This is a genomic window from Microbispora sp. NPDC046933, from assembly GCF_040644635.1.
Classification (GTDB): Bacteria; Actinomycetota; Actinomycetes; order Streptosporangiales; family Streptosporangiaceae; genus Microbispora.
In genome coordinates, this window is the sequence record NZ_JBEYWW010000002.1 from 395,150 (window position 1) to 421,705 (window position 26,556).

Here is a 26,556-nt window from a genome sequence, read left to right on the forward strand (position 1 = left end):
ACGCGGAGAGAACCCGACGCGGTGAGCGGAGCGGTCCGTGAGGCACGAGCGGCCCGCGTAGCGAACGAGGAGCGGTGAACGACCAATGACGACGCTGACTCCGGTCCTCACCAGGAACTGGGACCGGGCCGACTCGTTCACCCTCGACGGGTACGGCGAGTACGCGGCCGCGAAGAAGGCCCTGGGCATGGACCCCGACGCCGTCATCCAGGCGGTGAAGGACTCCGGCCTGCGCGGCCGTGGCGGCGCGGGCTTCCCGACCGGCATGAAGTGGGGCTTCATCCCGCAGGGCGACGGCAAGGCCCACTACCTCGTGGTCAACGCCGACGAGTCGGAGCCGGGGACCTGCAAGGACATCCCGCTCATGATGGCCAACCCGCACGCGCTGGTCGAGGGCGTGATCATCGCGTCCTACGCCATCCGGGCCAACCACGCGTTCATCTACATCCGCGGCGAGGTGCTCCACGTCATCCGCCGGGTGCAGGCCGCGGTCCGGGAGGCGTACGAGAAGGGCTACCTCGGGACGGACATCCTCGGCTCGGGCTACGACCTCGAACTCGTCGTGCACAGCGGCGCCGGGGCGTACATCTGCGGCGAGGAGACCGCGCTGCTCGACTCGCTGGAGGGCTACCGCGGCCAGCCCCGGCTCAAGCCGCCGTTCCCGGCGGTCGCCGGCCTGTACGCGTGCCCGACCGTGATCAACAACGTCGAGTCGATCGCGAGCGTGCCGAGCATCGTGGCCAACGGCGCCGACTGGTTCGCCGGGATGGGCACCGAAAAGTCCAAGGGCTTCGGCATCTTCTCGCTGTCGGGCCACGTCACCCGGCCGGGCCAGTACGAGGCCCCGCTGGGCATCACGCTGCGCGAGCTGCTCGACATGGCGGGCGGCATCCGCGAGGGTCACGAGCTGAAGTTCTGGACGCCGGGGGGCTCCTCGACGCCGATCTTCACGGCCGAGCACCTGGACGTGCCGCTCGACTTCGAGTCGGTCGGGGCCAAGGGCTCGATGCTGGGCACCCGCGCCCTGCAGATCTTCGACGAGACGACCTGCGTGGTCCGGGCCGTCCTGCGCTGGACCGAGTTCTACGCGCACGAGTCCTGCGGCAAGTGCACGCCCTGCCGTGAGGGCACCTACTGGCTCAAGCAGGTGCTCAAGCGGCTGGAGAAGGGCCAGGGCTCCGAGGAGGATCTGGCCACGATCACCGACATCGCCGACAACATCCTCGGCCGCTCGTTCTGCGCCCTCGGCGACGGCGCGACGAGCCCGATCCACTCGTCGGTGAAGCAGTTCCGCGACGAATACCTCAAGCACTTCGAGATCGGCGGCTGCCCGTTCGATCCCGCCGCTTCCACGGTGTGGGGGTCCAAGTGACAGTTCAGACGACGCAGCCGGAGCAGCCGGTCGTGGACATGGTCACCCTGACCATCGACGGCTTCCAGATCAGCGTTCCCAAGGGCACCCTGATCATCCGGGCCGCGGAGCTGCTGGGGATCCAGATCCCCCGGTTCTGCGACCACCCGCTGCTCTCGCCGGCGGCCAACTGCCGCCAGTGCCTGGTTGACATCCCCGACGCGGGCAACGGCCGCGGCTTCCCCAAGCCGCAGCCGTCCTGCGCGATCGAGGTCGCCGAGGGCATGGTGGTCAAGACGCAGCTCACCTCGCCGGTGGCCGAGAAGGCCCAGCGCGGCGTGATGGAGATGCTGCTGCTCAACCACCCGCTCGACTGCCCGGTCTGCGACAAGGGCGGCGAGTGCCCCCTGCAGAACCAGGCCATGTCGAACGGCCAGGGCGAGAGCCGGTTCGTCGAGCAGAAGCGGACGTTCGAGAAGCCGGTCCCGCTGTCGAGCGAGGTGCTGCTCGACCGCGAGCGCTGCATCCAGTGCGCGCGCTGCATCCGGTTCTCCGAGCAGATCGCCGGTGACCCGCTCATCGACTTCTTCGAGCGCGGGGCCAAGGAGCAGGTGGGCGTCGCCGACGGCGAGCCGTTCCAGTCCTACTTCTCGGGCAACACCATCCAGATCTGCCCGGTGGGCGCGCTGACCGGCGCGGCCTACCGGTTCCGCTCCCGCCCGTTCGACCTGGTCTCCACGCCGAGCGCGTGCGAGCACTGCGCGTCGGGCTGCTCGCTGCGCACCGACCACCGCAGGGGCAAGGTCACCCGCCGCCTGGCCGGGGACGACCCGCAGGTCAACGAGGAGTGGAACTGCGACAAGGGCCGGTGGGCCTTCACCTACGCCACCCAGCCCGACCGCCTGCGGTCGCCGCTGGTCCGCGACGAGAGCGGCAAGCTCGTCCCGACCTCCTGGCCGGACGCGCTGGCCGTCGCCGCCGAGGGCCTGCTGCGGGCGCGGGGCAAGGCCGGCGTGCTGGTCGGCGGGCGGCTCACGGTCGAGGACGCCTACGCGTACAGCAAGTTCGCCAGGATCGCCCTCGGCACCAACGACATCGACTTCCGGGCCCGCCCGCACTCGGAGGAGGAGACGCGCTTCCTCGCCCACGCCGTCGCCGGCAAGGGCATCGAGGTCTCCTACGCCGACCTGGAGACGGCCCCGGCCGTGCTCCTGGCCGGGTTCGAGCCCGAGGAGGAGTCGCCGATCGTCTTCCTGCGCCTGCGCAAGGCGGCGCGCAAGCGGGGCCTGAAGGTCTACTCGCTCGCGCCGTTCGCCACGCCGGGCCTGGCCAAGATGAACGGCACGCTGATCCGCACCCTGCCCGGCGCCGAGGCCGAGGCGATCGGCGACCTCATCACCGGCGACCTGCTGCCCGCGGGCGCGATCGTCCTCGCCGGCGAGCGGCTCGCCACCGCCCCCGGCGCCCTGTCCGCGCTCGTACGGCTCACGCAGGCCACCGGCGCCCGGCTCGCCTGGGTGCCGCGCCGGGCCGGTGAGCGCGGCGCGCTGGAGGCGGGCGCCCTGCCGGGCCTGCTGCCGATCGGCCGCCCGGCGGCCGACGAGGCCGCCCGCGCGGAGGTCGCCCGGGTGTGGGGCGTCGCCTCGCTGCCCGAGGCCGCCGGCCGCGACACGGCCGGCATCATCGAGGCCGCGCTGAACGACGAGGTCGACGCGCTGGTGGTGGCGGGCGTGGACCCGTACGACCTGCCCGACCCGGAGCGGGCCCTGGCGGCGCTGGAGAACACGCCGTTCATCGTCAGCCTGGAGATCCGCGCGAGCGCGGTCACCGACCGGGCCGACGTGGTCCTGCCGGTCGCCGCGGTGGCCGAGAAGTCCGGCACGTTCGTCGACTGGGAGGGCAGGGGCCGCTCGTTCGGCGTGGCCACGGCCGTCCCCGGCCTGATGAGCGACCTGCGCGCGATCGCCTCGATCGCCGACCAGATGGACGTCCACCTCGGCCTGCCCGACCCGGCCGCCGCCCGGCGCGAGATGGCCGCGCTCGGCGCCTGGAAGGGCACCCGCCCGGCCGCGCCTTCCGTGACCGGCCGCCCGGTCAAGGAGCCGCAGGCGGGCGAGGCCGTGCTGGCGACCTGGCACCTGCTGCTCGACGACGGCCGGATGCAGGACGGCGAGCCCTACCTGGCGGGGACCGCCCGCCAGGTTGCGGCGCTGCTGTCGGAGGCGACGGCCGCCGAGATCGGCGCGGTCGACGGCGGCAAGATCACCATCGGTGACGATGTGGTCGTGCCGGTGCGCGTCGCGGACCTGCCCGACCGTGTCGTGTGGGTGCCGTCCAACTCCGCCGGCCTGTCGGTCACGCGCGAGCTGCGCGCGGTCGCCGGAGACGTCGTAAAGATCGGGAGCGTCTCGTGAACAACCCCGGACCCACGCTGAGCGACTTCGGCCACGATCCCCTGTGGATCAGCATCATCAAGGCCGTCGCGATCTTCGTGTTCCTGATGCTGGGCGTGCTGTTCGGCGTGTGGACCGAGCGCAAGCTCATCTCGCGCATGCAGCACCGCTACGGCCCCAACCGGGCCGGTAAGTTCGGCCTGCTGCAGTCGGTGGCCGACGGCCTGAAGATGGGCCTGAAGGAAGACATCATGCCACGCACCGTGGACAAGGTGATCTACTTCCTGGCCCCGGTCATCATCGCCGTCCCGGCCTTCCTGGCCTTCTCCGTCGTGCCGTTCGGGCCGATGGTGTGGATGTTCGGCCACAGGACGCCGCTGCAGCTCACCGACCTGCCGGTCGCGGTCCTGCTGGTCCTGGCCACCGCCTCGATCGGCGTCTACGGCGTCGTGCTCGCCGGGTGGGGCTCCCGCTCGCCGTACGCCGTGCTGGGTGGCCTGCGCTCGGCCGCGCAGGTCGTGTCGTACGAGATCGCGATGGGCCTGTCGTTCGTCGCGGTGTTCCTCCAGGCGGGCACGCTGTCCACCTCGGAGATCGTGGCGAAGCAGGCGAGCGGCGGCACCTGGGACGTCTTCGGGCTGTCCATCCCGGCGCCGTCCTGGTATGTGGTCTCGCTGATCCCGTCCTTCCTGATCTACGCGATCACGATGCTGGGCGAGACGAACCGCGTGCCCTTCGACCTCCCCGAGGGCGAGGGCGAGCTGGTCGGCGGCTTCCACACCGAGTACTCCTCCTCGCTGAAGTTCGCGATGTTCATGCTCGCGGAGTACGTGAACGTCTTCACGGTCTCGGCGATGGCGATCACGCTGTTCTTCGGCGGCTGGCGGGCCCCGTGGCCGATCTCCCTGTGGGACGGCGCGAACTCCGGCTGGTGGCCGATGCTGTGGTTCTTCATCAAGCTGGTCATCGCGTTCGGCTTCTTCGTCTGGGTCCGCGCCTCGCTGCCGCGTGTCCGGTACGACCAGCTCATGGCCTTCGGGTGGAAGGTGCTGATCCCGCTCAACCTGGGCTGGATCCTGCTGGCCGCCACGTTCAAGGCGCTGCGCATGCCGGAGAGCAACCGGGCGATCATCATGACCATCGGCGCGGTCGTCATCATCGGCGCCTTCGCGATCTGGCTGCGGTTCGACACGGTCAACCAGCGCCGCAGGGAGGCCAAGGCGGCCGCGATCGAGGAGGAGTTCGAGCAGCTGCGCGAGGAGCCGACCGCGGGCGGGTTCCCGGTGCCGCCGCTCGACGCCCCGCACTACCACGGAGTCGTGCCCGCCGCGCGTCTCAATTCCGACGCCGCCAAGGAGGTGACCAGTGGGAGCAACTGATTGGCTGAACCCGATCAAGGGATTCGGCGTCACCTTCCACCACATGTTCAAGAAGCCGGTGACCGTCAACTATCCCGAGGAGAAGCGGCCGACCGCGCCGCGATTCCACGGGCGGCACCAGCTGAACCGGTGGCCCGACGGCCTGGAGAAGTGCGTCGGCTGCGAGCTGTGCGCCTGGGCCTGTCCGGCCGACGCCATCTACGTCGAGGGCGGCGACAACACCGACGAGGAGCGTTTCTCGCCGGGTGAGCGGTACGGCCGCGTCTACCAGATCAACTACCTGCGCTGCATCCTCTGCGGGCTGTGCATCGAGGCGTGCCCCACCCGGGCGCTCACGATGACCAACGAGTACGAGCTCGCCGACTCCAGCCGCGAGTCGCTGATCTACACCAAGGAGATGCTCCTCGCGCCGCTGGGACCGGGCATGGAGCAGCCGCCCCACCCGATGCGCCTCGGCGAGACCGAGGAGGACTACTACCGGTTGGGTCGAAGCAATGGGTGAGTCCATCACGTTCTGGGTGCTCGCGGTCGTCTCGGTGATCGCCGCGCTCGGACTCGTCTTCAGCCGCAGGGCCGTCTACTCGGCCCTCATGCTCGGCGTCGTCATGCTCTCGCTGGCGGTGCTGTACGCGGTCCAGGACGCTCCGTTCCTGGCGGCGGTGCAGATCATCGTCTACACCGGCGCGGTCATGATGCTGTTCCTGTTCGTGCTCATGCTCGTGGGCGTGGACTCGTCCGACTCCCTCGTGGAGACGATCAGGGGACAGCGGTTCTGGGCCATCCTGGGTGGGCTCGGCTTCGCCGTCCTGCTCGCCCTCGGCATCGGCAACGCGGTCGTCGGCTCGCCCAAGGGCCTGGCCGCCGCCACCCGGGCGGGCAACGTGCCCTCCCTGGCCGAGCTGATCTTCACGCGCCACGTGTTCGCCTTCGAGGTCACCTCGGCGCTGCTGATCACCGCCGCGCTCGGAGCGATGGTGCTCGCGCACCGGGAGCGCGCCGAGGCCAAGCCGACCCAGAAGGACCTGTCCCGGCAGCGCTTCGTCGCCTTCGGCAGGACGGGCAAGAACCCGGCCCCGCTGCCCGGCCCCGGCACCTACGCCCGGCACAACGCCATCGACATGCCGGCGCTGCTGCCCGACGGGTCCGTCTCGCCGCTGTCGGTCAACCGGTACATCGCCCGGTACGAGGAGTCCCAGGGCATCCTGCCCCCGGAGGTCGCCCAGGTGCTGGCGCAGGAGGAGGCCGCGCTGCGGGCCAACGGGCACAGCACCCCGACGGTCGCGGACGAGGTCAGGGACGGCGGTCCCGACACCGAGCCGATGCCCGAGGAGGGCGTCGAGGAGGGTGTCGTGGCGGGCCGGATCGTCCGCCCGCGCGGTGAGTCCGAGTCCCTGAGCGAGGAGGACGGCAAGTGACCACGCACTACCTGGTGCTCTCCGCGCTGCTGTTCGCCATCGGCGGCGTCGGCGTGCTCGTACGGCGCAACGCCATCGTGGTGTTCATGTGCGTCGAGCTCATGCTCAACGCCTGCAACCTGGCGTTCGTCACCTTCGCCCGGCAGAACGGCAACCTCGACGGCCAGCTCATCGCGTTCTTCGTGATGATCGTGGCCGCCGCCGAGGTGGTCATCGGCCTGGCCATCATCGTGACGATCTTCCGAACCCGCAGGTCCGCGTCGGTGGACGACGCCAGCCTGCTGAAGTACTAAGAGGTGGCCGTGGAACCCGCTGAGATCATCCAGCACTCCGGCGGAGCGATCGGAGCAGCCTGGCTCATGATCGCTCTGCCCCTGGTGGGAGCGGCGGTCCTCCTGCTTGGCGGCCGGAGGACCGACAAGTTCGGCCACCTGCTGGGCGTGCTCATGGCCGTCGCGTCCTTCGTGGTGGCGGCGCTGTCGTTCGCGCAGCTGCTCGGCTTCGCCCCCGGCGAGCGCCGCCGCGGGATCGAGCTGTACGACTTCATCCCGGGCCTGGCGAAGGTGGGGCTGCTGGTCGACCCGCTGTCGATCTCGTTCTGCCTGCTGATCACCTTCGTGGGCTCGCTGATCCACATCTACTCGATCGGCTACATGGCGCACGACCCGAACAGGCGGCGGTTCTTCGCCTACCTCAACCTGTTCGTCGCGGCGATGCTCCTGCTGGTGCTGGCCGACAACTACGTGGCCCTGTTCGTCGGCTGGGAGGGCGTCGGCCTGGCGTCGTACCTGCTGATCGGGTTCTGGCAGCACAAGCCCTCGGCGGCGACCGCGGCCAAGAAGGCGTTCATCGTCAACCGCGTCGGCGACTTCGGCCTGCTGATCGGCATCTTCACGATCTTCGCGACGTTCCACACGCTGGCCTTCAGCGACGTCCTCGCGAACGCCTCGAAGGCGTCCTCGGGCACGCTCACCGCGATCGGCCTGCTGCTGCTCGTCGGCGCCTGCGGCAAGTCGGCGCAGCTCCCGCTGCAGTCCTGGCTCCTCGACGCGATGGAGGGCCCGACCCCGGTCTCGGCCCTCATCCACGCCGCGACCATGGTCACCGCCGGCGTCTACCTGATCGTCCGGTCCGGCCCGATCTTCCAGGGCGCCGAGACCGCGCAGCTCGTGGTGACGATCGTCGGCGTCGCGACGCTGCTCGCCGGTGCGATCATCGGTACCGCCAAGGACGACATCAAGAAGGCGCTGGCCGGTTCGACGATGTCGCAGATCGGCTACATGGTGCTCGCCGCGGGCATCGGCCCGGCGGGTTACGCCTTCGCGATCGCCCACCTGATCACGCACGGCTTCTTCAAGGCCGACATGTTCCTCGGCGCGGGCTCGGTCATGCACGCCATGAACGACGAGGTCGACATGCGCAAGTACGGCGCGTTGCGCAAGGTCATGCCGGTGACGTTCGTGACGTTCCTCATCGGCTACCTGGCGATCATCGGGTTCCCGCTGCTGTCCGGCTACTTCACCAAGGACGGCATCATCGAGACCGCGATGGAGCACAACGCCGTCCTCGGCTGGCTGGCCGTGCTCGGCGCGGGCATCACCGGCTTCTACATGTCGCGCCTGGTGTTCATGACCTTCTTCGGCACCAAGCGCTGGGAGCCCACGGCCCACCCGCACGAGTCGCCCGCCGTCATGACCTGGCCGCTGATCATCCTGTCGGTCGGCGCGATCGGGCTGGGCGCGTTCCTGGTGCTGGGCAACCGGTTCATGACCTTCCTGTCGCCGGCCGTCGGCGCGCCGGAGGAGATGCCGTCGTTCCACCCGTTCAGCCTCACCGGTCTGGTCACGCTCGCGCTCGTCGCGGTCGGCGCGGCCTTCGCCTGGGTCAAGTACGGCAGGGCCGAGGTGCCCGCGGTGGCCCCGCGCGGCTCGTTCCTCACCACCTTCGCCCGTCGTGACCTGTACGGCGACGCCCTGAACGAGGCGCTGTTCATGCGTCCCGGCCAGTGGCTGACCCGCCTGGCGGTGTTCTTCGACAACCGCGGCGTCGACGGCCTCGTGAACGGCCTGGCGGCCGGCATCGGCGGCACGTCCGGGCGTCTGCGCAGGGTCCAGACCGGGTTCGTCCGCTCGTACGCGCTGTCGATATTCCTGGGCGCCGCCGTCCTGGCCGGTGCCTGGCTCGTCGTAGGGAACCTGTGATGCCCTGGCTTTCAACCCTGATGGGCGTGTCCGTGCTCGGCGCGCTGGGCGTGACCCTTGTCCGCAACGACAAGCTCGCCAAGCAGTTCACCCTCGTGGTGTCGCTGATCGTGCTGGCGCTGACCGTCGCCATGGCGGTCCAGTTCAGCCCGAACGGCGACAAGTTCCAGTTCGCCGAGAAGTACGACTGGATCCCCGCGTTCGGCGTCCACTACGGCGTCGCCGTGGACGGCATCGCCCTGGTGCTGATCCTGCTGTCGGTGATCCTCGTGCCGATCGTGGTGCTCGCCTCCTGGCACGACGCCGAGGCCGGCAAGCGCTCGGTCCGGACGTACTTCTCGCTGCTGCTCGTGCTCGAGGCCATGATGATCGGCGTCTTCGCGGCGACCGACGTCTTCCTCTTCTACGTCTTCTTCGAAGCCATGCTGATCCCGATGTACTTCATGATCGGGTCGTACGGCGGGGCGCAGCGGTCGTACGCGGCCGTGAAGTTCCTGCTGTACTCGCTGTTCGGCGGGCTCCTGATGCTGGTGGCGGTGATCGCGCTCTACTCGATCGCCGGCAAGGGCTCGTTCATGTTCACCGACCTGGTCGGCACCATCCAGGACGTGACGACGCAGAAGTGGCTGTTCCTCGGCTTCTTCATCGCCTTCGCGATCAAGGCGCCGCTGTGGCCGTTCCACACCTGGCTGCCGGACGCCGCCGCCCAGGCCCCGGCCGGCGCGGCCGTCCTGCTGGTCGGCGTGCTGGACAAGGTCGGCACATACGGCATGCTGCGCTTCTGCCTCGAGCTCTTCCCCGACGCCGCGAAGTTCTTCACGCCGCTGGTCATCACGCTGTCGGTGATCGGCATCGTGTACGGCGCGATCGTGGCCATCGGGCAGACCGACATGAAGCGGCTCATCGCCTACACCTCGGTGTCGCACTTCGGCTTCATCGCCATGGGCGTGTTCGCGATGACCACCAGCGCGGGCGCGGGCGCCACGCTCTACATGGTCAACCACGGGTTCTCGACCGGCGCGCTGTTCCTGATCGCGGGCTTCCTCATCTACCGCAGGGGCTCGCAGTTCATCGCCGACTACGGCGGCGTGCAGAAGGTCGCCCCGATCCTCGCCGGGACGTTCCTGGTGGCCGGCCTGTCCAGCCTCTCGCTGCCCGGTCTCAGCACGTTCGTCAGCGAGTTCATGGTGCTGACCGGCACCTACCAGCGGTACGTCGTCCCGGCGGTGATCGCGACGGTCGGCGTCATCCTCGCCGCGATCTACATCCTGTGGATGTACCAGCGGACGATGAACGGCCCGACGGCGGAGTCGGTCAAGTCGCTGCCCGACCTCAACGCCAGGGAGAAGTGGGTGGTGGCGCCGCTCGTCGCGCTGCTGCTGGTGTTCGGCTTCTATCCCAAGCCGCTGCTCGACGTGATCAATCCCGCCGTGAAGGACACGCTGTCCAGCGTCTCCGTCACGGACCCGAAGCCGGCCGTACCCGTTGCTCAGGAGGGCCAGTAGTGAACGGCACGATTCAGGCGCCGAGTATCGAGTACGCCCTGCTGGCGCCGATGCTCGTCGTCTTCGGCGCGGCGATCGTCGGCGTGCTGGTGGAGGCGTTCGCCCCGCGCTACCTGCGCTCGGCGATCCACCTGCCGCTCACGCTGCTGTCGCTGGCCGGCGCGTTCGCGCTGGCCGTCTGGCAGGCGGTCAAGGGCGTGCCCACCAAGCCCGCCGCGATGGGCGCGGTGGCCGTGGACGGCCCGGCCCTGTTCATCTGGGGCACGATCCTCATCCTCGCCTTCGTGAGCGTGCTGCTCATCAAGGACGAGGAGCACTTCGTCGGCTCCGCGGCGGCCGTGCCCGGCTCGGCCGAGGAGGAGCAGTCGCTGGTCGAGCGCGCCGCGCACACCGAGGTCTACCCGCTGCTGCTGTTCGCGGTCGGCGGCATGCTGCTGTTCCCGGCGGCCAACGACCTGCTGGTGGCGTTCGTCGCCCTGGAGGTCATGTCGCTGCCGCTGTACCTGCTGTGCGGCCTGGCCCGGCGGCGCCGCCTGCTGTCGCAGGAGGCCGCGGTCAAGTACTTCCTGCTCGGCGCGTTCTCCTCGGCCTTCTTCCTGTACGGCACGGCCCTGCTGTACGGCTACGCCGGGTCGATCGACCTCGTGAAGATCAACCAGGCGCTGGGGTCGGTCGGCGGCCAGGACACGCTGCTCTACATCGGCGCCGCCATGCTCGGCGTCGGCCTGCTGTTCAAGATCGGCGCGGCGCCGTTCCAGGCGTGGAAGCCGGACGTCTACCAGGGCTCGCCCACGCCCATCACCGCGCTGATGGCCTCCGGCACCCTGGTGGCCGCCTTCGGCGCGCTGCTGCGCGTGTTCTGGGTCGGCCTCGGCGGTCTCGACTGGGACTGGCGCCCGGTGCTCTACGGTGTGGCGATTCTCACGATGGTGGCCGGCGCGATCCTCGCGATCACGCAGACCGACATCAAGCGGATGCTCGCCTACTCGTCGATCGCGCACGGCGGCTTCCTGCTCATCGGTGTGATCGCCACCGGCACCACCCAGGCGCAGAACACCTCGGCCCTGACCGGCCTGCTGTTCTACCTGGTGGCCTACGGCTTCACCACGGTCGGCGCGTTCGCCGTCGTCACGATGGTGCGCGACGCGGGCGGCGAGGCATGGCACCTGTCCCGCTGGGCCGGGCTCGGCAAGCGTTCGCCGCTGCTGGCGGGGGTCTTCGCGTTCTTCCTGCTGGCCTTCGCCGGCATCCCGCTCACCAGTGGGTTCTTCGGGAAGTACGCGGTCTTCCAGGCGGCCGTCGCGAACGGCGCCACGCCGTTGGTCATCATCGGTGTGGTCGCCTCGGCCGTCGCCGCGTTCTTCTACGTCCGTGTGATCGTGCTGATGTTCTTCAGCGACCCGGCCGCCGACGGCCCGTCCGTCGTGCTGCCCTCGCGGGGGACCGCGGCTGTGGTGGGCGTCGCGGCATTGGCTACGGTAGTTCTCGGGGTGTTCCCCCAGCCCGTGCTGGACCTCGCGCACACGGCTGCACAGTCCCTGTTCGTCCGATAGGAGATCTCCGTATGGCCGCGCCGCCCGTAGTGGACATTCCTCTCGTCGACGAGCGGCTGGCCGACGACCTCGCAGGCGGGCTCGCGGCGGTGGAGAAGCTGCTGCGCTCGTCGGTCGAGAGCGAGGACGCCTTCGTCACCCAGACGTCCAGGCACCTCATCGAGGCGGGCGGCAAGCGGTTCCGGGCGATGCTCGTGCTGCTGGCCGCCCAGTTCGGCAACCCGGACGCCCCGGGCGTCGTGCCCGGGGCCGTCGTCATCGAGCTGACCCACCTGGCCACGCTCTACCACGACGACGTGATGGACGAGGCGCCGGTGCGCCGGGGTTCCCCGTCCGCCAACGCCCGGTGGGACAACACCGTGGCCATCCTCACCGGCGACTACCTGTTCGCCCAGGCGTCGGAGATCCTCGCCGACCTCGGCAGCGAACTCATCCGGATCCAGGCGCGTACGTTCTCCCGCCTGGTGCGCGGCCAGATCCGCGAGACGATCGGGCCCGCCGAGGGCCGCGACGCGGTCGCCCACTACATCAGCGTGCTTGCCGACAAGACCGGCTCCCTCATCGCCACCTCGGGCCGCTTCGGGGCCATGCTCGCGGGCGCTCCCGCCGACGTGGTCGAGCGCCTGACCGACGCCTGCGAGGCGATCGGCGTGGCCTGGCAGCTCGGTGACGACCTCATCGACGTGGCCGCGCCCACGGTCGACTCGGGCAAGACCCCCGGCACCGACCTGCGCGAGGGCGTCCGCACGCTTCCCGTGCTGTACGCCCTGGCCTCCGACGACCCCGCCGACGCCCGGCTGCGTACGCTGCTGTCGGGGCCGGTGGCCGAGGAGGACGTCGAGGAGGCGCTGACGCTGCTGCGGGCCAACAAGGCCATGGACCAGGCCCGCGAAGAGCTCATCCGCTGGACCGACCGGGCCAAGTCCGCCCTCGCAGGCCTGCCCGACATCCCGGCCCGTACGGCTCTCATCGCCCTGTGCGACTACGTCGTCGAGCGCACGGGCTGACCATCTTGTAGGGGATCATTGGCCGGGTGAAGATCACCCGGCTGGCGGCCCTGTGCCTTCTGGCGGCGACGTCCTGCGCCGCCGGACACGGCGGCACGCCCGCGACACCGATCCCGGCGACGTCGCGTGCGGAAGAGGGGCAGACCACTGCCCAGCCAGACGCCGAGGTCCTGTTCGGACGCCTGCGGACGGCCGAGTCGGCTCCGCCCGCATCGCCATCGCCCGAGCCGGCTGCGCGCGCGTCGGGACGCCCGTCCCCGGCGCCGTCCGTCGAGCAGGTCTTCGAGGCGAGAGCGATGAAGAAGGGGCGGTCGCTCTCGGCCCCCAACCCTGGGAGCGGCCCCGGTGACCTCCGGCTGAGGGAGGCGTTGCTCACCGGCTACGAGGGGGTCTACGAGTCGATGATCACACCGGGCGTGGTCGTCGCCCTGCCCGCCGCCGAGGGCAGAGCGACGGAGTTCATCTCGCTTCGGCAGGCGGTCGGGGTGTTCGAGAGCTTGTCCGGCTGCGAGCGGTGGACCGTGGGATCGTGGCGCGTCGCACTGCGCGACTTCAATCGGCATGGCGTGCAGATCGCCGCGACGCTGCTGAGCGCGATGGCCGACGGGGCGTGGAAACGGTCGGCGGAGTTCTCCGAGACCGTCGTCACCGGGCCCGCCCAGATGGTGAGCAGTCTCGGCGATCCCGGCGCAACGGCCTCCTGCCGGAAATTCTCCAGCGTGCTGGGCCTCTCGATGAGCGTGAAGCCATTCCCCGTGCCGCCTCTCGGCAGCCGGTCCTGGGCGTTCCGGGTCTTCGAGGAGGAGTCGGTGACGCAGTGGGTCGAGGTGGTGCAGACGCCGCGTTACGTGCTGGAGATTCGGATTCCCACCCAGTCGCCGAAGCCGCGCACCGACCCTGCCGTGCTGCTGCCGCGCATCGCCGAGGCCGCGTACGCCAGGGCGGAGGCGGCGCTGACCTGACGCCGCCGTGACCCGTGGCCGCCCTGGAGTGGCCGGCGGCCGAGCACGAGGTCCGAAAGGGCGCGCCGCTCGCGCCGCCGGTGTCTACTTCTGGTCGGCGAGCCACTCGTCGAAGGTGGTCGGCGCGATGCGGGCGCCTTCCCCGGGCAGCAGCACGTCGCCGGCCATCGCCGGACCGAAGAGCCCCGACCAGGTCGGCACGAGCTTGACCGTCCGGCCGCGTGCCGCGTAGGTGCGCCGGGCCATGTCGACGAGGTCCTGCGGCTCGGGACCGGCCACGTCGGCGTAGCGGCCCCGCGGCTCGCCCACGGCGATCTCGGCGAGGACGTCGGCCACGTCCGCGGGCGCGATCGGCTGCACCAGCAGCGGCGCGATCGTGGCGACGCCGTCCTGCTCGGTCCACCCCGCCACCATCTCGGCGAAGTCGTGGAACTGCGCGACCGGGACGATCGTCCACGGCACCGAACCGGCGGACACCAGGCGCTCCTGCTCCCGCTTGCCGGCGTAGTGGGCGTTGCCCTCCACCCGCTGGATGCCGATGATCGAGAGCAGCACATGGTGGCGGACGCCCGCCCGCTCCTCCGCGGCCAGCAGGTTCCTGGTGGTCGTGCCGAAGTACGCCACCGACTCGTCCCGGTCGGTCGCGGCTGAGCTGATCGCGTCGACGACCGCCTCGACACCGTCCAGGGCCTTGTCGAGCCCCTCGCCCGTCATCAGGTCCACGCCGAGGGACCGGCTGACGCGTACGACGTCGTGCCCGTTCCGTTCGAGGGCGGCGACGGTGAGCTTCCCGATGTTCCCGGTGGCGCCGGCGACTGCGATGCGCATGACTTCTCCTTCGCTAGACGCCTCAGATGCTATCTCGGACAAAATAGATCCGCAATGTCTCCAATAGACTGGAGGGCATGAAGCTGCCTGCGAGCACCGAGTGGGTGTTGCACTGCGCCACCACGCTGGCGCAACTCGAGCCGGGAGCGACCGCGTCGGCGGCGCAGCTCGCGGAGTATTACGACGTTCCGGCGCCCTACCTGGCCAAGCAGTTACAGGCGCTCGTCAGAGCCGGTGTGCTGGCCGCCATGACGGGCCCGCGGGGCGGCTTCCGGCTCGCGCGGGCGGCTTCCGACATCACGTTGCTGCAGATCGTCGAGGCGGTCGACGGTGCCTCCTCGCCGTACGAGTGCCGTGAGATCCGCCAGCAGGGACGGGGCGCGCTGCCTCCCGAGGACTGCCGGCGCATCTGCGTCCTCGCCGAGAAGATGGCCGAGGCGCACGCCGCGTGGCGCAGCAGCCTCGCCGGGGTCACGCTCGCCGACATCCTCGCCGAGCTGCCCCCAACGGCGCCTGCCCGCACTCGGTCACGCATCTCGGCCATCCGCTGACTTCAGCGGCCGGCGAGGAGTTCGACGACGGGGGCGAGGGCGTCGGCGTAGAAGCCGTTGACGGTGACGTACGAGATCCCCAGCTCGTCGCGGCGCCGCAGCAGCACGTCGGCCATCTCGCGGTGCGAGCCGCGCAGCACGGCGGCGGCGTCGGCCGACGTGGTGCGCAACCCTTCGGGCACCCACGGCGGCGGCTCGTCACCGATCTGGAGCAGGTTCATGCTCAGCTCGATGTCGTCGAACCTCGCCCCGGCCAGCTCCCGCAGCGTGCCGACGGGCCCGCGCAGGCCCTCATCCGGTGTGTCGGCCGGTACGGCGAGCGCGACGATGTCCGCCTCCTCCGCGGCCAGCGCCAGCATGCGGGGACCGGCCCCCGCGACCAGGATGGGCGGCCCCTGACGCTGCACGGTGGTCCTGCTCCCGGCGAAGGCCGCCCGCACCTCGCCGATCACCGAACGGACCAGCGCGACGCGCTCACCCGCCGTGCCGTACGGCATGCCCAGCGCGCGGGCCTCCTCCTCGGCGGCGGGACGGCCGGCCCCCACGCCGACCTCCAGCCGTCCGCCGGACAGGAAGTCGAGCCCTGCGAGCTCGTGCGCGAGCTGCGGGGGATTGCGGTACGGCGCGGCCAGCACGAACGTGCCCACGCGCAGCGTCGTCGTGACGGTGGCCGCGGCGGTCATCGCGAGCAGCGGCGGCAGCGTCCCCAGCGTGTCGGGGACGAGCAGGGTCGAATAGCCGAGGTCCTCTGTCCGGCGGGCCGTCGCCGTCCACGCGGCGGCGTCGGGGGCCAGGCCGGCGACCATCCCGAAGCGGAATTCCTTGCTCATGCCGCCGATCCTCGCCGTTCCGGCCGCTCCCGTCGTCCTCCCGCCGGAGGCGGACGCCGTACGCCGGGGGGCGTACTAGACGGTCTCGAGCGCGGCCGCGCGTTCCTGCCGGGCAGTGCGCGCGGAGCGGATGCTGTCCCAGGTGAAGACGCTGAGGGCGAGCCAGACGACCACGAAGCCGGCCCACCGGCTGGCGGGCATCGTCTCGTGAGCGATCAGCACCCCGCACAGGAACTGCAGCACCGGGGCGATGTACTGGAGCAGGCCGATCACGGTAAGCGGAACCCGCAGCGCGGCGGCCGTGAAGAGCATCAGCGGCACCGCGGTGATGAGGCCGGACGCCACCAGCAGCAGCGCGTGGCCGAGCCCGTGATTGGCGAAGGTCCCGGTGCCGTTCGACTGCAGGACGAGCAGGTAGCCCAGGGCCGGCACCAGCAGCACGAGCGTCTCGATGGTCAGGCTCTCCGCGCTGCCCACCCCAGCCGCCTTCTTGATCAGGCCGTACGTGCCGAAACTGACGGCGAGCACGAGCGCGATCCAGGGGAGGCGCCCGTAGCCGAGAGTCAGGATGAGAACCGCGAGCGTGCCCAGCCCGACGGCGATCCACTGCCACGGCCGCAGGCGCTCGCGGAAGATCAGCACCCCGAACAGCACGCTGACCAGCGGATTGATGAAGTAGCCGAGCGCGCTTTCCACCACGTGACCGGCGTTGACGGCGTAGATGTAGACGCCCCAGTTGACCGAGACCGTGACGGCCGCGAGGACGAGGAGGACCAACTGGCGGCGCGTCATCGTGCGGATCCACGACCAGTGGCGGCGTACGGCGAGGACCGTGACCACCACGACCAGCGACCAGACCATCCGGTGGGCGAGGATCTCCACGGCGCCGGACGGCTTGAGCAGAGGCCAGTAGAGAGGGAACAGACCCCACATCGTGTAGGCGGCGACGCCGTACAGGACACCGCGGCGCGTATCAGGCATGAAGCCCATCTTCGCTGCTTACCTCGATTCAGCACAAATAAGGGTCTCTATGTCTGGGGTTTAGAGACGCTTATGTCAGGAACAAGGCCGCGGGACGCCTGGTTGGTGAAGGCAGAGCGGAAGGAAGGTGCGTGATGGGCTGGCTGTTCGGCACAGACAAGACGACGATGGTGGATCCCGCGGACGCCCTGCCGGGCCGTGCCGAGGTCATGCCGGTGGCCACCCGCCACCAGGTCCTCGGTGGACCGCTGGCTCCGCCGTACCCCGAGGGCACCGAGATCGCCGAGTTCGGGCTGGGTTGCTTCTGGGGTGCCGAGCGCAAGTTCTGGCAGACCCCCGGGGTCGTGTCGACCGCCGTGGGCTACGCGGGCGGCTACACGCCGAACCCTACGTACGAGGAGGTCTGCACCGGCCTGACCGGGCACACCGAGGTCGTCCGGGTGGTCTTCGACCCGGCGGAGGTGTCGTACGAGGAGCTTCTCAAGGTGTTCTGGGAGGCCCACGACCCCACCCAGGGCATGCGCCAGGGCAACGACGTCGGCACGCAGTACCGGTCGGCCGTCTACACCCACGGTCCGGAGCAGGCCAAGGCGGCCGTGGCGTCCCGGGACGCGTACCAGGAGGTGCTCACCAAGGCCGGGTACGGCGAGATCACCACCGAGATCGCCCCCGCCGGCGATTTCTACTTCGCCGAGGATTATCACCAGCAATATCTCTTCAAGGTGCCGAACGGCTACTGCGGCATCGGCGGCACCGGAGTCTCCTGCCCCGTCGGCCTGACGGCCGGCGAAGCCTGATCACTCGCCCGGCAGGATCGTGAGTCGTTGCCCCTTGGGAAGATGACGAGGGGCAACGACGAGGTAGTCGCGCTGATCCAGCGTGGCGACTTCGCGAAGGTCGAAGCGTTCGGCCAGGGCTATCACGCAGGCGTCGACGGCTTGAAGCCGGAGCGAGGCGTAGGCCGAGAGCAGTTCGGACATCCGCCGGTAGTCGTGAGGCGTCACCTCGATCACGCGAAGCTCGTCGTCGGCGATGGCGGCGCAGAACTCGGCTGCAAGAGTGGAGCTGCCGCGACGCACCGGATCGGAGAGCAGGTGACAGATCTCTGTCACCGCGAGCGACGGCACGACGAGTTTGGTCCAGTTCTGCGCGAGAAACCGGACGCAGCGAGCGTGGTCCTTGTCGGCCCTGTTGAATGCCGCGACGAGGGGTCCCGTGTCGCAGAGGATCACGCGGTGATCGCTCCGTCGGACTCCTCGTGGTGAGGATAGGTGAGGTACCGGTCATGGTGGACGCCGAGGTCTGCCGGCCCTTGTAGCGCGCCGACGAGCGCGGCGAGATGCCGTGGAAGCGCGGGCGCGTCGAGGGGCTCCTCGATGTCGGCCCGGCCTTCGTTGTCCAAGTCCATGCTGCCAAGTGTAGGCGCCGACCTGCCCGCAACCAGTGAGAAGTCACAGAGCGCGGTGAGGGAGAACTTATTGCCTGAGGTGAATCGCTACCACCAGCAATATCTCTTCAAGGTGCCGAACGGCTACTGCGGCATCGGCGGCACCGGCGTCTCCTGCCCCGTCGGCCTGACGGCCGGCGAAGCCTGATCACTCGCCCGGCAGGATCGTGAGTCGTTGCCCCTTGGGAGGGTGCGAGGGGCAACGACGGGATCGAATTCAGGCTGACGCGCAGCGGTCGAAGGTTCTGCGGTATCGGTGCGCGCGGAGAGCAAGCAGCGCTCACTGCGCCCGCATCCATCTCGTTCGGCGGGCATATCTGCGATCAGTAGTGGCGGGGAGCACGGAGGTCAGCCAGGGCTGGTCAGGTAGCGGGCCAGCCGGGGGAGCCTGCGGGCGACCTCCCCTTCATCGGCGATATCCCAGTCTTGCTCGCCGAACTCGGCCGCCAGAAGCGGAAACCTGCTCCGGACTCCTCGAGCTTCGACGGCGGCGTAGAGATCGTCCATATTCTCGCCGGTGACCTGCTCATAGGCGTCCAGAGCCACGTAGGCAAGGAGTTCGAAGCCTGGATACTCCTCGTCCGACCACGGGAAGCCGCGACGTCGTTCGGCAAACCAACGCCGCTTCAGATCGAGGAGGTGCTCGACCTGCGGCAGTTCCATGACGCGAAACATCCGGCAGGTGCGCAAGCCGCCCATATGAAGCGGTCCGGCGTCCGTGATCGCCATCACCGAACGACGGGCATCTCCCGCCTGTTCTGTACAGGTTGCTGTACAGTAGTCGCATGACCGTGCTGCATGAAGCTGCCGAGTTGAGCGTCACAGAAGCAGCCCAGCGTGGGGTGGCCCGTCTGGTCGCTGATGCTGAACGTGGGACCGATCTGGTGGTGACCCGTCGGCATCAGCCAGTGGCGGCGGTTGTCAGCATCCGTCGCCTGAATGAGCTGGAGGAGGCCGCCGCCGATCTCCGGGACTTGGCGCTCGTGCTCGCACGCTCGGTAACCGACTCTGGAGAGCGTGTATCGCTCGATGACGTGCTCTCCGCTTTCGGGCACACGCGGGAGTCGCTGGCCGCGCTGCCGGACGACGAGTAGACCGTGTCTGACGTCGTCTTCACGGCTTCGGCGGTCGATGACCTGCGGCGAATCGGTCCGGACGCCGCGCCCAAGGTGCTCAAGAAGATCCTTCTTTTGCTCGACAATCCCGAGGCGGGCTATCCGCTGGGCGGGGAGCTGACCGGCTTTCGCAAGCTCGTGGTCGGGCGCAACACCTGGCGGGTCGTCTATCGGATCACGGACGACAAGTCGATCGAGATCTGCGAAGTGTGGGCTGTGGGCGAGAGGGCCGATAGCGAGGTCTACGCCGAAGCCACAGCCAGGGTTCGTGCCGCTGGCAAGGGGCGTCCCGAGGTAGTGCAGCTAGGCCAGATCATCGAACGCCTGGGCGCGCTGGCCGATCACATCCGCGTCGATCAACCGCCTCCTCGGGAGCCGGTGCCGGATTGGCTCGCGGATCGCTTGATTCACACCGTCGGCATGTCTCGTGAGGATGTCGCCGCCCTCGACTTGCAGCAGGCGGTCGACCTTTGGGCTGACTTCCGGTCCAAGCCACGCTAGCGGCGAATTATTGCCCGAAGAGAACCGCTACCACCAGCAATATCTCTTCAAGGTGCCGAACGGCTACTGCGGCCTCGGCGGTACTAACGTCAAGCTAGGTGACCCGTCCGAGTGGGCTGCCTGCCAGACGGGCCTGGTTCCGGCCGAGGAGTAGTTTCCGCAGATCCCGCTGTAAGGCTCGGGCTCGACTCCTGGGCGTGACCCGTCCTGCTGCCTGGCCCTGATCCGTTGATCGCCTGCCGTGTCGGCTCTCTCCGGACTTCGGCCGGCCTCTATATCTCGGCGAGGGAGTAGAGCAGCGCGGCCATGCTGGTGCCGCTCACGAGTTCACCTCTTGCCGACCAGCCGGGGGATGCCGCTCAGCGGCGCCTATTCGACGCGTTCGGCCTCCCAACCCTCCTCTGTGGGCGGGCCGATGTAGGTGGCGCTGTCGGCGTGGAAGATGTGGTGAACGGAGTCGGAGATGCCGTTGGTCGGCTGGACTTTCACCAATGGGCGCATCGGCCCGGGCCGCCAGCCGGTCTCCTCCTCGACTTAGCGCGCTGCGGCGCCCGCAGGCTCCTCTCCATCTTCGATTTTCCCAATGGGAATCTCCCATCCCCAGGAATCGGTGATGAAGCGGTGCCGCCAGATCAGTAGCACCCGGCGCCGTTCGTCGGCGACCACGGCTCCGGCTCCGGGCGCGGTGCGGATCAGCCGGTGGTTCAGATGCCTGCCGTCGGGCAGCTCGACATCCGCGACCCGGATGTCGAGTCACGGGTCGGTGTAGAGGGGCTCTTCGGAGTTGATCTGCCAGCGCATGCGGAGTACTCCCAGCGTGGTTGCCCGATCTGGGTCCCACGCTCCAAGGGCACGCGTGCCTGTTGGCGTACTCGTGTCAGAAACCCTTGGACCTCGGGCGTCGAAGTGGCGATCTTCCCGGAAACGGGCGCTGAGCCGGAAAAACCCTGTGGTTGGTTGTCGTTGTTTGTAGTTGCCGAGCAACGTCAACCGGAAAGAAGGGCCCGGCACCGTGATCGGTGCCGGGCACTTCTGTGCTGGTGGGGACGACGATAGCGCCTGCGCTGTCGTCAGTTCGCCTGCTCCACCTAGTGCTCGTGCTCCCACGCTTCCACGTCGGCGACCTTGCACCGGACGTGCTTGCCGAACTTCATGAAGCGGGGGTCACCGCCGCGACTGTTCCGCGCGTAGACGGACATGAGGGGCACCCCAAGCGATCTGCAAGCTCCTTCGTCGGGTCTTGTACGCCAGCCTGCAGCGAGAGGAAGTGACATGGGCGGGATGACTCGCAGGGTGCAAATGAATATGGCGCTGAGCCTGGGGCTCAATCTGGGTGGATTTAGCGTTTTGGGCCTGCTGGCCGTGGGCTCCCCGATGGCGGGCAACCCCGGCGGGGGCCGAGCTGCTGAACCTTGATCAGTCGACGCACATCGCCTCGTGGGTGGACCGGTACGCCCACGTGCCGCCACCCGGGGAGATATAGATCGAACGCGTGTAATACCTCCCAGCGTCGCAGTCGTGGCCGACCGCGAGGACGGCCTGCCGGGCCCGCTGTTCGGCGGATGCGATCCCGGCTGCTTGGGTGTTGCCTGCTCCGTCGGCGGTGGCGCTGCGGGGAGTGTCATAGCCGTCGGCGTGCGCGGTCACGGGCGAGGTGGTCAGGCCGACCGCCACCACTGCTGAGACGAGGCCGAGCCGGCGGGGCCAAGTGACTTTTTGCATGCTTCTCCTTATGCGGGACGGGCAGGTGATCGATAAATATTGATTTAGCCCGGATCGATACAGCGCGGTATTGCCAGTTGGCCACAAAGATCTGGCGACCGTTGTCCTCGTGACGGAGTACATGGCTAATACGGCAGCCGCCATTTGCAGGGTGAGCTGGGACAATGTGCCCCACTTTGATCGATCTTGTGACGGGAATGCGGTACAACGAGAGCAGCCACTCGTGATCACGTGTGTGAAAATTACACGATTGGGAGCGGCTACTGCCCTCATCGTCGAGGCAGCGTGGGTGCGGCGGAACCTCGAGGAACTGATGAGCGCACTGGCGTCGGACTTCGTCAGGGTCGAGCCCCGGTTACAAGCTGCGCTGATCGGCTCGCGGCAGTGGATCCCCGCCGAGCAGATCAGCGATTTCGTCAAGGCGATCATCACTGGCGGCGCAATGTGGTGGGGATCCAGTGACGCCCGGAGGGGGTCTTCACGTCCCGATGCTCGAAGTCCTTGCAGACGCCGGCCAGTTCTACACCGTCGGTATGTCTCGCGAGGACGTCGCCGCCCTCGACTTGCAACAGACGGTTGACCTCTGGGCTGATTTCCGCTCCAGGCCACGCTAGCCGCGAAGTATTGCCCGAAGAGAACCGCTACCACCAGCAAGGTGCCGAACGGCTACTGCGGCCTCGGTGGCACGGGCGTGGCTTGTCGGTCTGACGTCCGGCGAGGCGTAGGCGTGCGGTGAAAGCGAAGAACGGTCAAGCGGCGTCGATGCACCGCCGTGGGTTCACGGATACCTCAAGGACGATGGCGCGAGCACCGTCGGCGTCGATGAGGTGCTCTTCCACGGTGGGACCGGTGACAGCAAGGCGGCGGCGGTGCAGCCAGCCGAACAGGTCCTGCCCGGCGCGGACCACCCCTGCTGAGGGTGGAACGACCGCTCGTACGACGGTGCGGGCAGGCAGGAAGAGCTGCTCGCCGGCGCCATCGGTGGTCACCGCGGCGGCGAAGCCGCCCGTCGGCTGCCCGCGAAGCCAGGTCAGCAGGGCCGCCGGTGGCGCCGGGCAGACGGCGGCCAGTTCGTCGGGATGGTTGAGGCGCATGTGGCGGACGCGTAGGCGACGGGAGTTCACTGCGGTCTGCTGAGGCAGGATCGACATAGGCACGGCGAGGTGGTCCTCGGCGTGAGCGGCGGTCGCGGCCAGCGCGGCGATGTCACGCCTGATGTTCGCCACGATCTCGGTCAGCGCCTGCCGCAACTGTGTCTCGGGAGCGTCCAGCAGATCGGCGATCTGGCGCAGCGAGAGGCCGAGGTGCTGCAGCCCGCGGATACGTTCGAGCCGGGACAACTCGGCCACGCCGTACCAGCGGTAGCCGGTGGTGCGGTCGACCGCGGTGGGAACCAGCAGCCCGATCTTGTCGTAGTGGCGCAGGGTCCGTTCGGATACGCCGACCATGCGCGCCAGTTGCCCGATCCGCCACATGGCGTCCCCTCTCCTGGCATGTTGACCTTGTCCCTGCGTCAGGGTTCTACCGTCACGATCCATGACTGATCCGAACCCTCGGCGCCGGCTCACCGGTGTGCTGCTGTTGACCTCGCTGGTAGCCATGATCGCCGGTACGGCCATCGTGGTGCCATCGGGGTTGACCCTGAGTCCGTCCGACCCCGGCGCCGCGCTGAACGCGGTACGCGGGCAGGTCAGGCTGCACCTGACCGAGTTGGTCTTCGACGTGCTGGGCTGGCTGGCACTGACCGCGGCCGGGCTTGTGATGGCTGCTCGCCCCGCCGAGACGTCAAGGCCCTACCTGGTGACGCTGGCCGGTGGCCTGCTGGCCGGCGCAGGGCTGGCCGGCCTGCTTCATGACGCCGGAAACCTGGCACTGACCCAGTTGGCCACCCGCCCGACCGCCCCGGCGGCCACCACAGTGGCCTTGGCCGTCCTGCTCACGGCCAAATGGGCAGTCAATCTGGCCGGCCTGCTGTGGGTCGCTGCCACCGCCGCGAGCGCGGTGGGGATCCCGATGCCCGCCGGGCTTCGTGTCACCGGTGTGACCGCCGCACTTATCGGCCTGGCCGCGGTCGTGCTTCCGTGGACGACCGGGACCGACGGCCCCACGGGGGCACTGGAACAGCTCGGGTATGCGCTCCACATACCCGTCATGGTCTGGTACGGGGTCCTGGGCTGGCGGTATCTGCGCAGGCAGCATGCGGTAGTCGCTGCTCTTGATCACCGGTCCGAGCCTCAATAGATCGGATGCCCGAAGCGAAGGTCTACTACCAGCACATCACCATGTGCGGTGGCGGCAGCCTGGAGACGGGGTCCGGGGTCGGAGACGCGCAGGATCTCAGCTGTCTAGCGTTGCTTGAGACGGAGTGCTTCTTTGCGGACCTCGGCCTGGATGGACCGCTCGCGCTCCAGCCACGCCGGGTTCTCCGCTTTCAACGCCTCGATCTCGGCGGTGGTGAGCGGTCCGGTGATCCCGCCTCTGATCAGGCCAGAAATGGAGACTCTGAGCTTCGCGGCGATGACCTGCTTGGGGTGCGGGCCGTTACGGCGCAGGTCAACGAGCCAGGCGGGTGGCGTCGACTGCAACTCGTTCAGCTCGTCCCTGGAGACGACACCCGCCTGGAACTCGGCGGGAGTGGCCGAGAGGAGGACACCCAGCTTCTTGGCCGCGGTCGCGGGCTTCATCGTCTGGATGGTCTTCGGCTTGGGCGAGGTCATAAACGTCAAGAGTAGTCAGTCGGAACGGGTTCCCATGACATCGGTAGCCTGAGGAAGTGACTGATGGAGAGACCGGCAGGGTGTTTCGGCTGGCGTACGTGCCCGGGGTGACACCCGCGAAATGGGTCAACATCTGGACCGAGAGGATGCCCGACGTGCCGGTCACCCTGGTCGCGGTTCCCGCCGCCGAGGTGGTGGGACTCCTGCGAAACGGCGGCGCCGACGCCGGATTCGCCAGGCTGCCGGTCGACCGGGACGGGCTCAGCGTGATTCCTCTCTACGTGGAGACCACGGTGGTCGTGGTGCCCAAGGACCACGCGGTGGCCGCCGCCGACGAGGTGGTCATCGCCGACCTTGCCGACGACGAGGTGTTCCATGCCCTGGACGACACCATCGAGTGGACGGTCCGGCCCGGGCAGCCCGCGTTCACCTGCCCTGCCACAACGGCGGACGCGGTCAAGCTGGTAGCGGCCGGCACTGGGATTCTCCTGGTTCCGCAGTCGCTGGCACGCCTCTACCACCGTAGGGATCTCACATATCGGCCGGTGATCGACGCGCCGCAGTCTCAGGTCGCGCTGACCTGGCCCACGGACGCGACCACTGACCTGGTGGAAGATTTCATCGGCATCGTCCGCGGCCGGACAGTGAATAGCTCGCGGGGCCGTACCCCTGCCTCCCCCGCGGAGAAACCAGCACGGCGGCAGGCACAAAAACCCGCGCAGAACGGCTCCGGTCGCCGGGCCGTGCCAGCCAGCCGTAAGAGGAAGGGCTACCGGTCTCGGTGACCTGCGGCCCCGAACCTTCGGTTCGGACCCGCTCTGCGACGAGGGGGCCTGTCCGGCGTCGATCTTGTTGCGGGCGCCGGTCTTGGTGATCGCGCTGGTGAGGTAGTCGCGTCTGGCGCCCGCCGACAGGTGCAGCCGGGCGGCGACACGGCCTGGAGCCGTCATCGCCCCCGGCCGTGGTGAGTCTGGCTTCGCAGGCGGTGACCACGGCCTGTACACGGTTGGGGATCTACAACCCTTCCAGGCGCGGTGTGGCGTTGTTCGCCTTCGTTGTACGCGAGCGGGTCAGGGTTCCTCGCGCCGGTCGAGGCCGAGCGTGGCGATGAGGTCTTCGTGGAGCTCGAACCAGACACGATGGCAGGAGTCCACGTCGGTGCGGTCGACCCAGGCACCCTCCCCGGCTTGGGCGTGCGCCAGGGCTGTGGTGAATCGTGTGTCATATCCGTGGAACCGCGTGAGGACGCGACCGAGCCGGTCTGCGAGTGGCGTGAGTGCCCGGTCGATGCAGGCGAGCTCATGGAGCACTCCGGCGTCCCAGGCGGGATCGGAGTGGTCGTTGACGGCGAGCCGATCGTGGGCGGTGGGCCGGAGTTGCCAGTCGGTGCAGGCTTGCAGTAGGAGAGCGTTCAGCGGAAGGAACTTGCGGTAGACGTCTCGGACCTCGTCGGCGGCGCCGACGAGTGTGAGCTCGGCCGCGAGCTGGCGCTCGTTCTCGGCCCGGCCCGGTTCGGTCAACGACCAGCCTCCGGTGCCGGCGAAGGCGGTGTGCTCAACCCAGCCACGTGTCTCGGCGTCGTGTAGCACCTCTTTCGCCGTAGCCGCATCGAGCCCGTACCGACGAGCGATTACCGGGGTGTCCGCGAACCCGGTGATGCGCACGGCGTGCAGGACCAGGAGGCCGGGCGGAGAGTCGTGCGTCACGAGCCGGCGCCCTGTCGTGCCGCCAGGCGGGTGTAGTGCTGCTGGCACGCCTGAGCGGAGTTGAACCCCATCACGCGCGCCATCTGCGCCCAGGTCAGGCCTGCGCTCCGGGCGATGAACAGCAGGGCGGACTCGAGTCCTTCGACCTCGGCTCGTGCGGACGGTAGGAGGGCGAGCGCGCTCAGGATGTCCTCCGGGTCCAGGTCGGCGTTGCGCCAGACGGCGAACTGCACAAGGTCGACCGCCGATGGCGGGGCGGGTGAGGGGCGCCACGGACGGGCGTCGAGCTCATCTGCGCCCAGGTCCAGAAGACGTTCACGCGCGTCCCGCTCACGCTGAGCCTGGACGTGGTCAGCGTGCAGCCTGTGAGCGATGTCGTCCTTGCGTTGCAT

28 protein-coding genes and 2 pseudogenes are annotated in these 26,556 nt (G+C 69.0%); 18 read left to right on the plus strand and 12 right to left on the minus strand.

What is annotated here, in order from left to right:
- The first annotated feature begins 85 nt into the window (after positions 1-85).
- From nuoF to ABZ857_RS04375, 11 genes are all read left to right on the plus strand, one after another.
- Positions 86-1,372, plus strand: a complete 1,287-nt coding sequence (nuoF, locus tag ABZ857_RS04325; RefSeq protein WP_357037265.1) for an NADH-quinone oxidoreductase subunit NuoF — start codon at positions 86-88, stop codon at positions 1,370-1,372.
- A complete protein-coding gene (locus ABZ857_RS04330; protein WP_357037267.1) occupies positions 1,369-3,765 on the plus strand; it encodes an NADH-quinone oxidoreductase subunit G in 2,397 nt (798 codons plus the stop codon). The genes nuoF and ABZ857_RS04330 overlap by 4 nt, the downstream gene beginning before the upstream one ends.
- Positions 3,762-5,123: an NADH-quinone oxidoreductase subunit NuoH gene (nuoH, locus tag ABZ857_RS04335; protein ID WP_357037270.1), complete on the plus strand. Its 1,362-nt coding sequence runs from the start codon at positions 3,762-3,764 to the stop codon at positions 5,121-5,123. Before ABZ857_RS04330 ends, nuoH begins: the two co-directional genes overlap by 4 nt.
- On the plus strand, positions 5,110-5,625 hold the full coding sequence (gene nuoI, locus ABZ857_RS04340; RefSeq protein ID WP_139574090.1) for an NADH-quinone oxidoreductase subunit NuoI: 516 nt from the start codon (positions 5,110-5,112) through the stop codon (positions 5,623-5,625). The genes nuoH and nuoI overlap by 14 nt, the downstream gene beginning before the upstream one ends.
- The gene (locus tag ABZ857_RS04345) at positions 5,618-6,538 is read left to right on the plus strand and encodes an NADH-quinone oxidoreductase subunit J (protein ID WP_357037273.1); all 921 of its coding nucleotides are present in this window, start codon (positions 5,618-5,620) and stop codon (positions 6,536-6,538) included. Before nuoI ends, ABZ857_RS04345 begins: the two co-directional genes overlap by 8 nt.
- Positions 6,535-6,831, plus strand: a complete 297-nt coding sequence (gene nuoK / locus ABZ857_RS04350; protein WP_139574092.1) for an NADH-quinone oxidoreductase subunit NuoK — start codon at positions 6,535-6,537, stop codon at positions 6,829-6,831. The genes ABZ857_RS04345 and nuoK overlap by 4 nt, the downstream gene beginning before the upstream one ends.
- A gap of 66 nt (positions 6,832-6,897) precedes the next feature.
- Positions 6,898-8,739 (plus strand): NADH-quinone oxidoreductase subunit L, encoded by a 1,842-nt coding sequence (gene nuoL, locus ABZ857_RS04355; protein ID WP_357037276.1) that lies wholly within the window; start codon positions 6,898-6,900, stop codon positions 8,737-8,739.
- On the plus strand, positions 8,739-10,244 hold the full coding sequence (locus tag ABZ857_RS04360) for an NADH-quinone oxidoreductase subunit M (RefSeq protein ID WP_357037279.1): 1,506 nt from the start codon (positions 8,739-8,741) through the stop codon (positions 10,242-10,244). The genes nuoL and ABZ857_RS04360 overlap by 1 nt, the downstream gene beginning before the upstream one ends.
- Positions 10,244-11,797, plus strand: coding sequence for an NADH-quinone oxidoreductase subunit NuoN (nuoN, locus tag ABZ857_RS04365; protein ID WP_357037282.1), 1,554 nt, complete (start codon positions 10,244-10,246; stop codon positions 11,795-11,797). The genes ABZ857_RS04360 and nuoN overlap by 1 nt, the downstream gene beginning before the upstream one ends.
- An 11-nt stretch (positions 11,798-11,808) precedes the next feature.
- On the plus strand, positions 11,809-12,804 hold the full coding sequence (locus tag ABZ857_RS04370; protein ID WP_357037285.1) for a polyprenyl synthetase family protein: 996 nt from the start codon (positions 11,809-11,811) through the stop codon (positions 12,802-12,804).
- Positions 12,805-12,830: 26 nt separating this feature from the next.
- Positions 12,831-13,766, plus strand: a complete 936-nt coding sequence (locus tag ABZ857_RS04375; protein WP_357037288.1) for a hypothetical protein — start codon at positions 12,831-12,833, stop codon at positions 13,764-13,766.
- An 84-nt stretch (positions 13,767-13,850) separates the two neighbouring features.
- Here ABZ857_RS04375 and ABZ857_RS04380 read toward each other — a convergent pair whose 3' ends face one another.
- Positions 13,851-14,594, minus strand: coding sequence for an NAD(P)H-binding protein (locus ABZ857_RS04380; protein ID WP_357037291.1), 744 nt, complete (start codon positions 14,592-14,594; stop codon positions 13,851-13,853).
- A gap of 77 nt (positions 14,595-14,671) precedes the next feature.
- Between ABZ857_RS04380 and ABZ857_RS04385 the strand changes: the two genes are divergently transcribed.
- Positions 14,672-15,145 carry an Rrf2 family transcriptional regulator gene (locus ABZ857_RS04385; protein WP_357037294.1) on the plus strand — a complete coding sequence of 158 codons (474 nt, stop codon included), beginning with the start codon at positions 14,672-14,674 and terminating at the stop codon, positions 15,143-15,145.
- 2 nt (positions 15,146-15,147) lie between these two features.
- Here the strand turns inward: ABZ857_RS04385 and ABZ857_RS04390 are convergent, their stop codons facing one another.
- Together ABZ857_RS04390 and rarD are read right to left on the minus strand one after the other, a co-directional pair.
- Positions 15,148-15,975, minus strand: coding sequence for a TIGR03621 family F420-dependent LLM class oxidoreductase (locus ABZ857_RS04390; protein WP_357037297.1), 828 nt, complete (start codon positions 15,973-15,975; stop codon positions 15,148-15,150).
- Between the two features lie 75 nt (positions 15,976-16,050).
- A complete protein-coding gene (gene rarD, locus ABZ857_RS04395; RefSeq protein WP_357037299.1) occupies positions 16,051-16,956 on the minus strand; it encodes an EamA family transporter RarD in 906 nt (301 codons plus the stop codon).
- 134 nt (positions 16,957-17,090) lie between these two features.
- On the opposite strand from rarD, the gene msrA reads away from it, so the two are divergent.
- Positions 17,091-17,753 (plus strand): peptide-methionine (S)-S-oxide reductase MsrA, encoded by a 663-nt coding sequence (gene msrA / locus ABZ857_RS04400; protein WP_357037409.1) that lies wholly within the window; start codon positions 17,091-17,093, stop codon positions 17,751-17,753.
- Here the strand turns inward: msrA and ABZ857_RS04405 are convergent, their stop codons facing one another.
- A complete protein-coding gene (locus tag ABZ857_RS04405; protein ID WP_357037302.1) occupies positions 17,754-18,188 on the minus strand; it encodes a PIN domain-containing protein in 435 nt (144 codons plus the stop codon).
- Complete coding sequence (locus ABZ857_RS04410; RefSeq protein WP_357037305.1) at positions 18,185-18,364, minus strand: hypothetical protein; 180 nt, start codon at positions 18,362-18,364, stop codon at positions 18,185-18,187. The genes ABZ857_RS04405 and ABZ857_RS04410 overlap by 4 nt, the downstream gene beginning before the upstream one ends.
- An 88-nt stretch (positions 18,365-18,452) precedes the next feature.
- Here ABZ857_RS04410 and ABZ857_RS04415 point away from each other — a divergent pair.
- Positions 18,453-18,551: pseudogene (locus ABZ857_RS04415) on the plus strand (peptide-methionine (S)-S-oxide reductase); the annotation flags it as partial.
- A gap of 200 nt (positions 18,552-18,751) precedes the next feature.
- Here the strand turns inward: ABZ857_RS04415 and ABZ857_RS04420 are convergent.
- Positions 18,752-19,132, minus strand: a complete 381-nt coding sequence (locus ABZ857_RS04420) for a hypothetical protein (protein WP_357037308.1) — start codon at positions 19,130-19,132, stop codon at positions 18,752-18,754.
- 56 nt (positions 19,133-19,188) lie between these two features.
- Between ABZ857_RS04420 and ABZ857_RS04425 the strand changes: the two genes are divergently transcribed.
- Positions 19,189-19,497, plus strand: coding sequence for a type II toxin-antitoxin system prevent-host-death family antitoxin (locus tag ABZ857_RS04425; protein WP_357037311.1), 309 nt, complete (start codon positions 19,189-19,191; stop codon positions 19,495-19,497).
- A gap of 3 nt (positions 19,498-19,500) precedes the next feature.
- The gene (locus ABZ857_RS04430) at positions 19,501-20,019 is read left to right on the plus strand and encodes a type II toxin-antitoxin system RelE/ParE family toxin (RefSeq protein ID WP_357037314.1); all 519 of its coding nucleotides are present in this window, start codon (positions 19,501-19,503) and stop codon (positions 20,017-20,019) included.
- A 272-nt stretch (positions 20,020-20,291) separates the two neighbouring features.
- Here ABZ857_RS04430 and ABZ857_RS04435 read toward each other — a convergent pair.
- The 3 genes and pseudogenes from ABZ857_RS04435 to ABZ857_RS04445 form a co-directional block, all read right to left on the minus strand.
- Positions 20,292-20,766: pseudogene (locus ABZ857_RS04435) on the minus strand (NUDIX hydrolase).
- Between the two features lie 669 nt (positions 20,767-21,435).
- Entirely contained in the window at positions 21,436-21,741 is a 306-nt protein-coding gene (locus ABZ857_RS04440; RefSeq protein WP_357037317.1) for a hypothetical protein, read from the minus strand.
- Between the two features lie 749 nt (positions 21,742-22,490).
- The gene (locus ABZ857_RS04445) at positions 22,491-23,216 is read right to left on the minus strand and encodes a MerR family transcriptional regulator (protein ID WP_357037319.1); all 726 of its coding nucleotides are present in this window, start codon (positions 23,214-23,216) and stop codon (positions 22,491-22,493) included.
- A 61-nt stretch (positions 23,217-23,277) separates the two neighbouring features.
- Between ABZ857_RS04445 and ABZ857_RS04450 the strand changes: the two genes are divergently transcribed.
- A complete protein-coding gene (locus ABZ857_RS04450) occupies positions 23,278-23,982 on the plus strand; it encodes a hypothetical protein (RefSeq protein ID WP_357037322.1) in 705 nt (234 codons plus the stop codon).
- Between the two features lie 104 nt (positions 23,983-24,086).
- Here the strand turns inward: ABZ857_RS04450 and ABZ857_RS04455 are convergent, their stop codons facing one another.
- Complete coding sequence (locus ABZ857_RS04455) at positions 24,087-24,458, minus strand: DUF5997 family protein (RefSeq protein ID WP_357037325.1); 372 nt, start codon at positions 24,456-24,458, stop codon at positions 24,087-24,089.
- A 56-nt stretch (positions 24,459-24,514) separates the two neighbouring features.
- On the opposite strand from ABZ857_RS04455, the gene ABZ857_RS04460 reads away from it, so the two are divergent.
- Positions 24,515-25,243 (plus strand): LysR family substrate-binding domain-containing protein, encoded by a 729-nt coding sequence (locus ABZ857_RS04460; protein ID WP_357037328.1) that lies wholly within the window; start codon positions 24,515-24,517, stop codon positions 25,241-25,243.
- 285 nt (positions 25,244-25,528) lie between these two features.
- Here the strand turns inward: ABZ857_RS04460 and ABZ857_RS04465 are convergent, their stop codons facing one another.
- Both ABZ857_RS04465 and ABZ857_RS04470 read right to left on the minus strand, forming a co-directional pair.
- The gene (locus tag ABZ857_RS04465) at positions 25,529-26,122 is read right to left on the minus strand and encodes a transcriptional regulator (protein WP_357037332.1); all 594 of its coding nucleotides are present in this window, start codon (positions 26,120-26,122) and stop codon (positions 25,529-25,531) included.
- Positions 26,123-26,160: 38 nt separating this feature from the next.
- Positions 26,161-26,556, minus strand: a complete 396-nt coding sequence (locus tag ABZ857_RS04470; RefSeq protein ID WP_357037335.1) for a DNA-binding protein — start codon at positions 26,554-26,556, stop codon at positions 26,161-26,163.

Coding starts and splice junctions, on each gene's coding strand:
- ABZ857_RS04410 (WP_357037305.1), bottom strand. CDS start 18,364: ATGGACTTGGACAACGAAGGCCGGGCCGACATCGAGGAGCCCCTCGAC.
- ABZ857_RS04345 (WP_357037273.1), top strand. CDS start 5,618: ATGGGTGAGTCCATCACGTTCTGGGTGCTCGCGGTCGTCTCGGTGATC.
- msrA (WP_357037409.1), top strand. CDS start 17,091: ATGGGCTGGCTGTTCGGCACAGACAAGACGACGATGGTGGATCCCGCG.
- ABZ857_RS04380 (WP_357037291.1), bottom strand. CDS start 14,594: ATGCGCATCGCAGTCGCCGGCGCCACCGGGAACATCGGGAAGCTCACC.
- ABZ857_RS04420 (WP_357037308.1), bottom strand. CDS start 19,132: ATGGCGATCACGGACGCCGGACCGCTTCATATGGGCGGCTTGCGCACC.
- ABZ857_RS04470 (WP_357037335.1), bottom strand. CDS start 26,556: ATGCAACGCAAGGACGACATCGCTCACAGGCTGCACGCTGACCACGTC.
- ABZ857_RS04455 (WP_357037325.1), bottom strand. CDS start 24,458: ATGACCTCGCCCAAGCCGAAGACCATCCAGACGATGAAGCCCGCGACC.
- ABZ857_RS04390 (WP_357037297.1), bottom strand. CDS start 15,975: ATGAGCAAGGAATTCCGCTTCGGGATGGTCGCCGGCCTGGCCCCCGAC.
- ABZ857_RS04370 (WP_357037285.1), top strand. CDS start 11,809: ATGGCCGCGCCGCCCGTAGTGGACATTCCTCTCGTCGACGAGCGGCTG.
- ABZ857_RS04360 (WP_357037279.1), top strand. CDS start 8,739: ATGCCCTGGCTTTCAACCCTGATGGGCGTGTCCGTGCTCGGCGCGCTG.
- nuoL (WP_357037276.1), top strand. CDS start 6,898: ATGATCGCTCTGCCCCTGGTGGGAGCGGCGGTCCTCCTGCTTGGCGGC.
- ABZ857_RS04385 (WP_357037294.1), top strand. CDS start 14,672: ATGAAGCTGCCTGCGAGCACCGAGTGGGTGTTGCACTGCGCCACCACG.
- ABZ857_RS04425 (WP_357037311.1), top strand. CDS start 19,189: ATGACCGTGCTGCATGAAGCTGCCGAGTTGAGCGTCACAGAAGCAGCC.
- ABZ857_RS04450 (WP_357037322.1), top strand. CDS start 23,278: ATGACTGATCCGAACCCTCGGCGCCGGCTCACCGGTGTGCTGCTGTTG.
- rarD (WP_357037299.1), bottom strand. CDS start 16,956: ATGCCTGATACGCGCCGCGGTGTCCTGTACGGCGTCGCCGCCTACACG.
- ABZ857_RS04440 (WP_357037317.1), bottom strand. CDS start 21,741: ATGCAAAAAGTCACTTGGCCCCGCCGGCTCGGCCTCGTCTCAGCAGTG.
- ABZ857_RS04445 (WP_357037319.1), bottom strand. CDS start 23,216: ATGTGGCGGATCGGGCAACTGGCGCGCATGGTCGGCGTATCCGAACGG.
- nuoF (WP_357037265.1), top strand. CDS start 86: ATGACGACGCTGACTCCGGTCCTCACCAGGAACTGGGACCGGGCCGAC.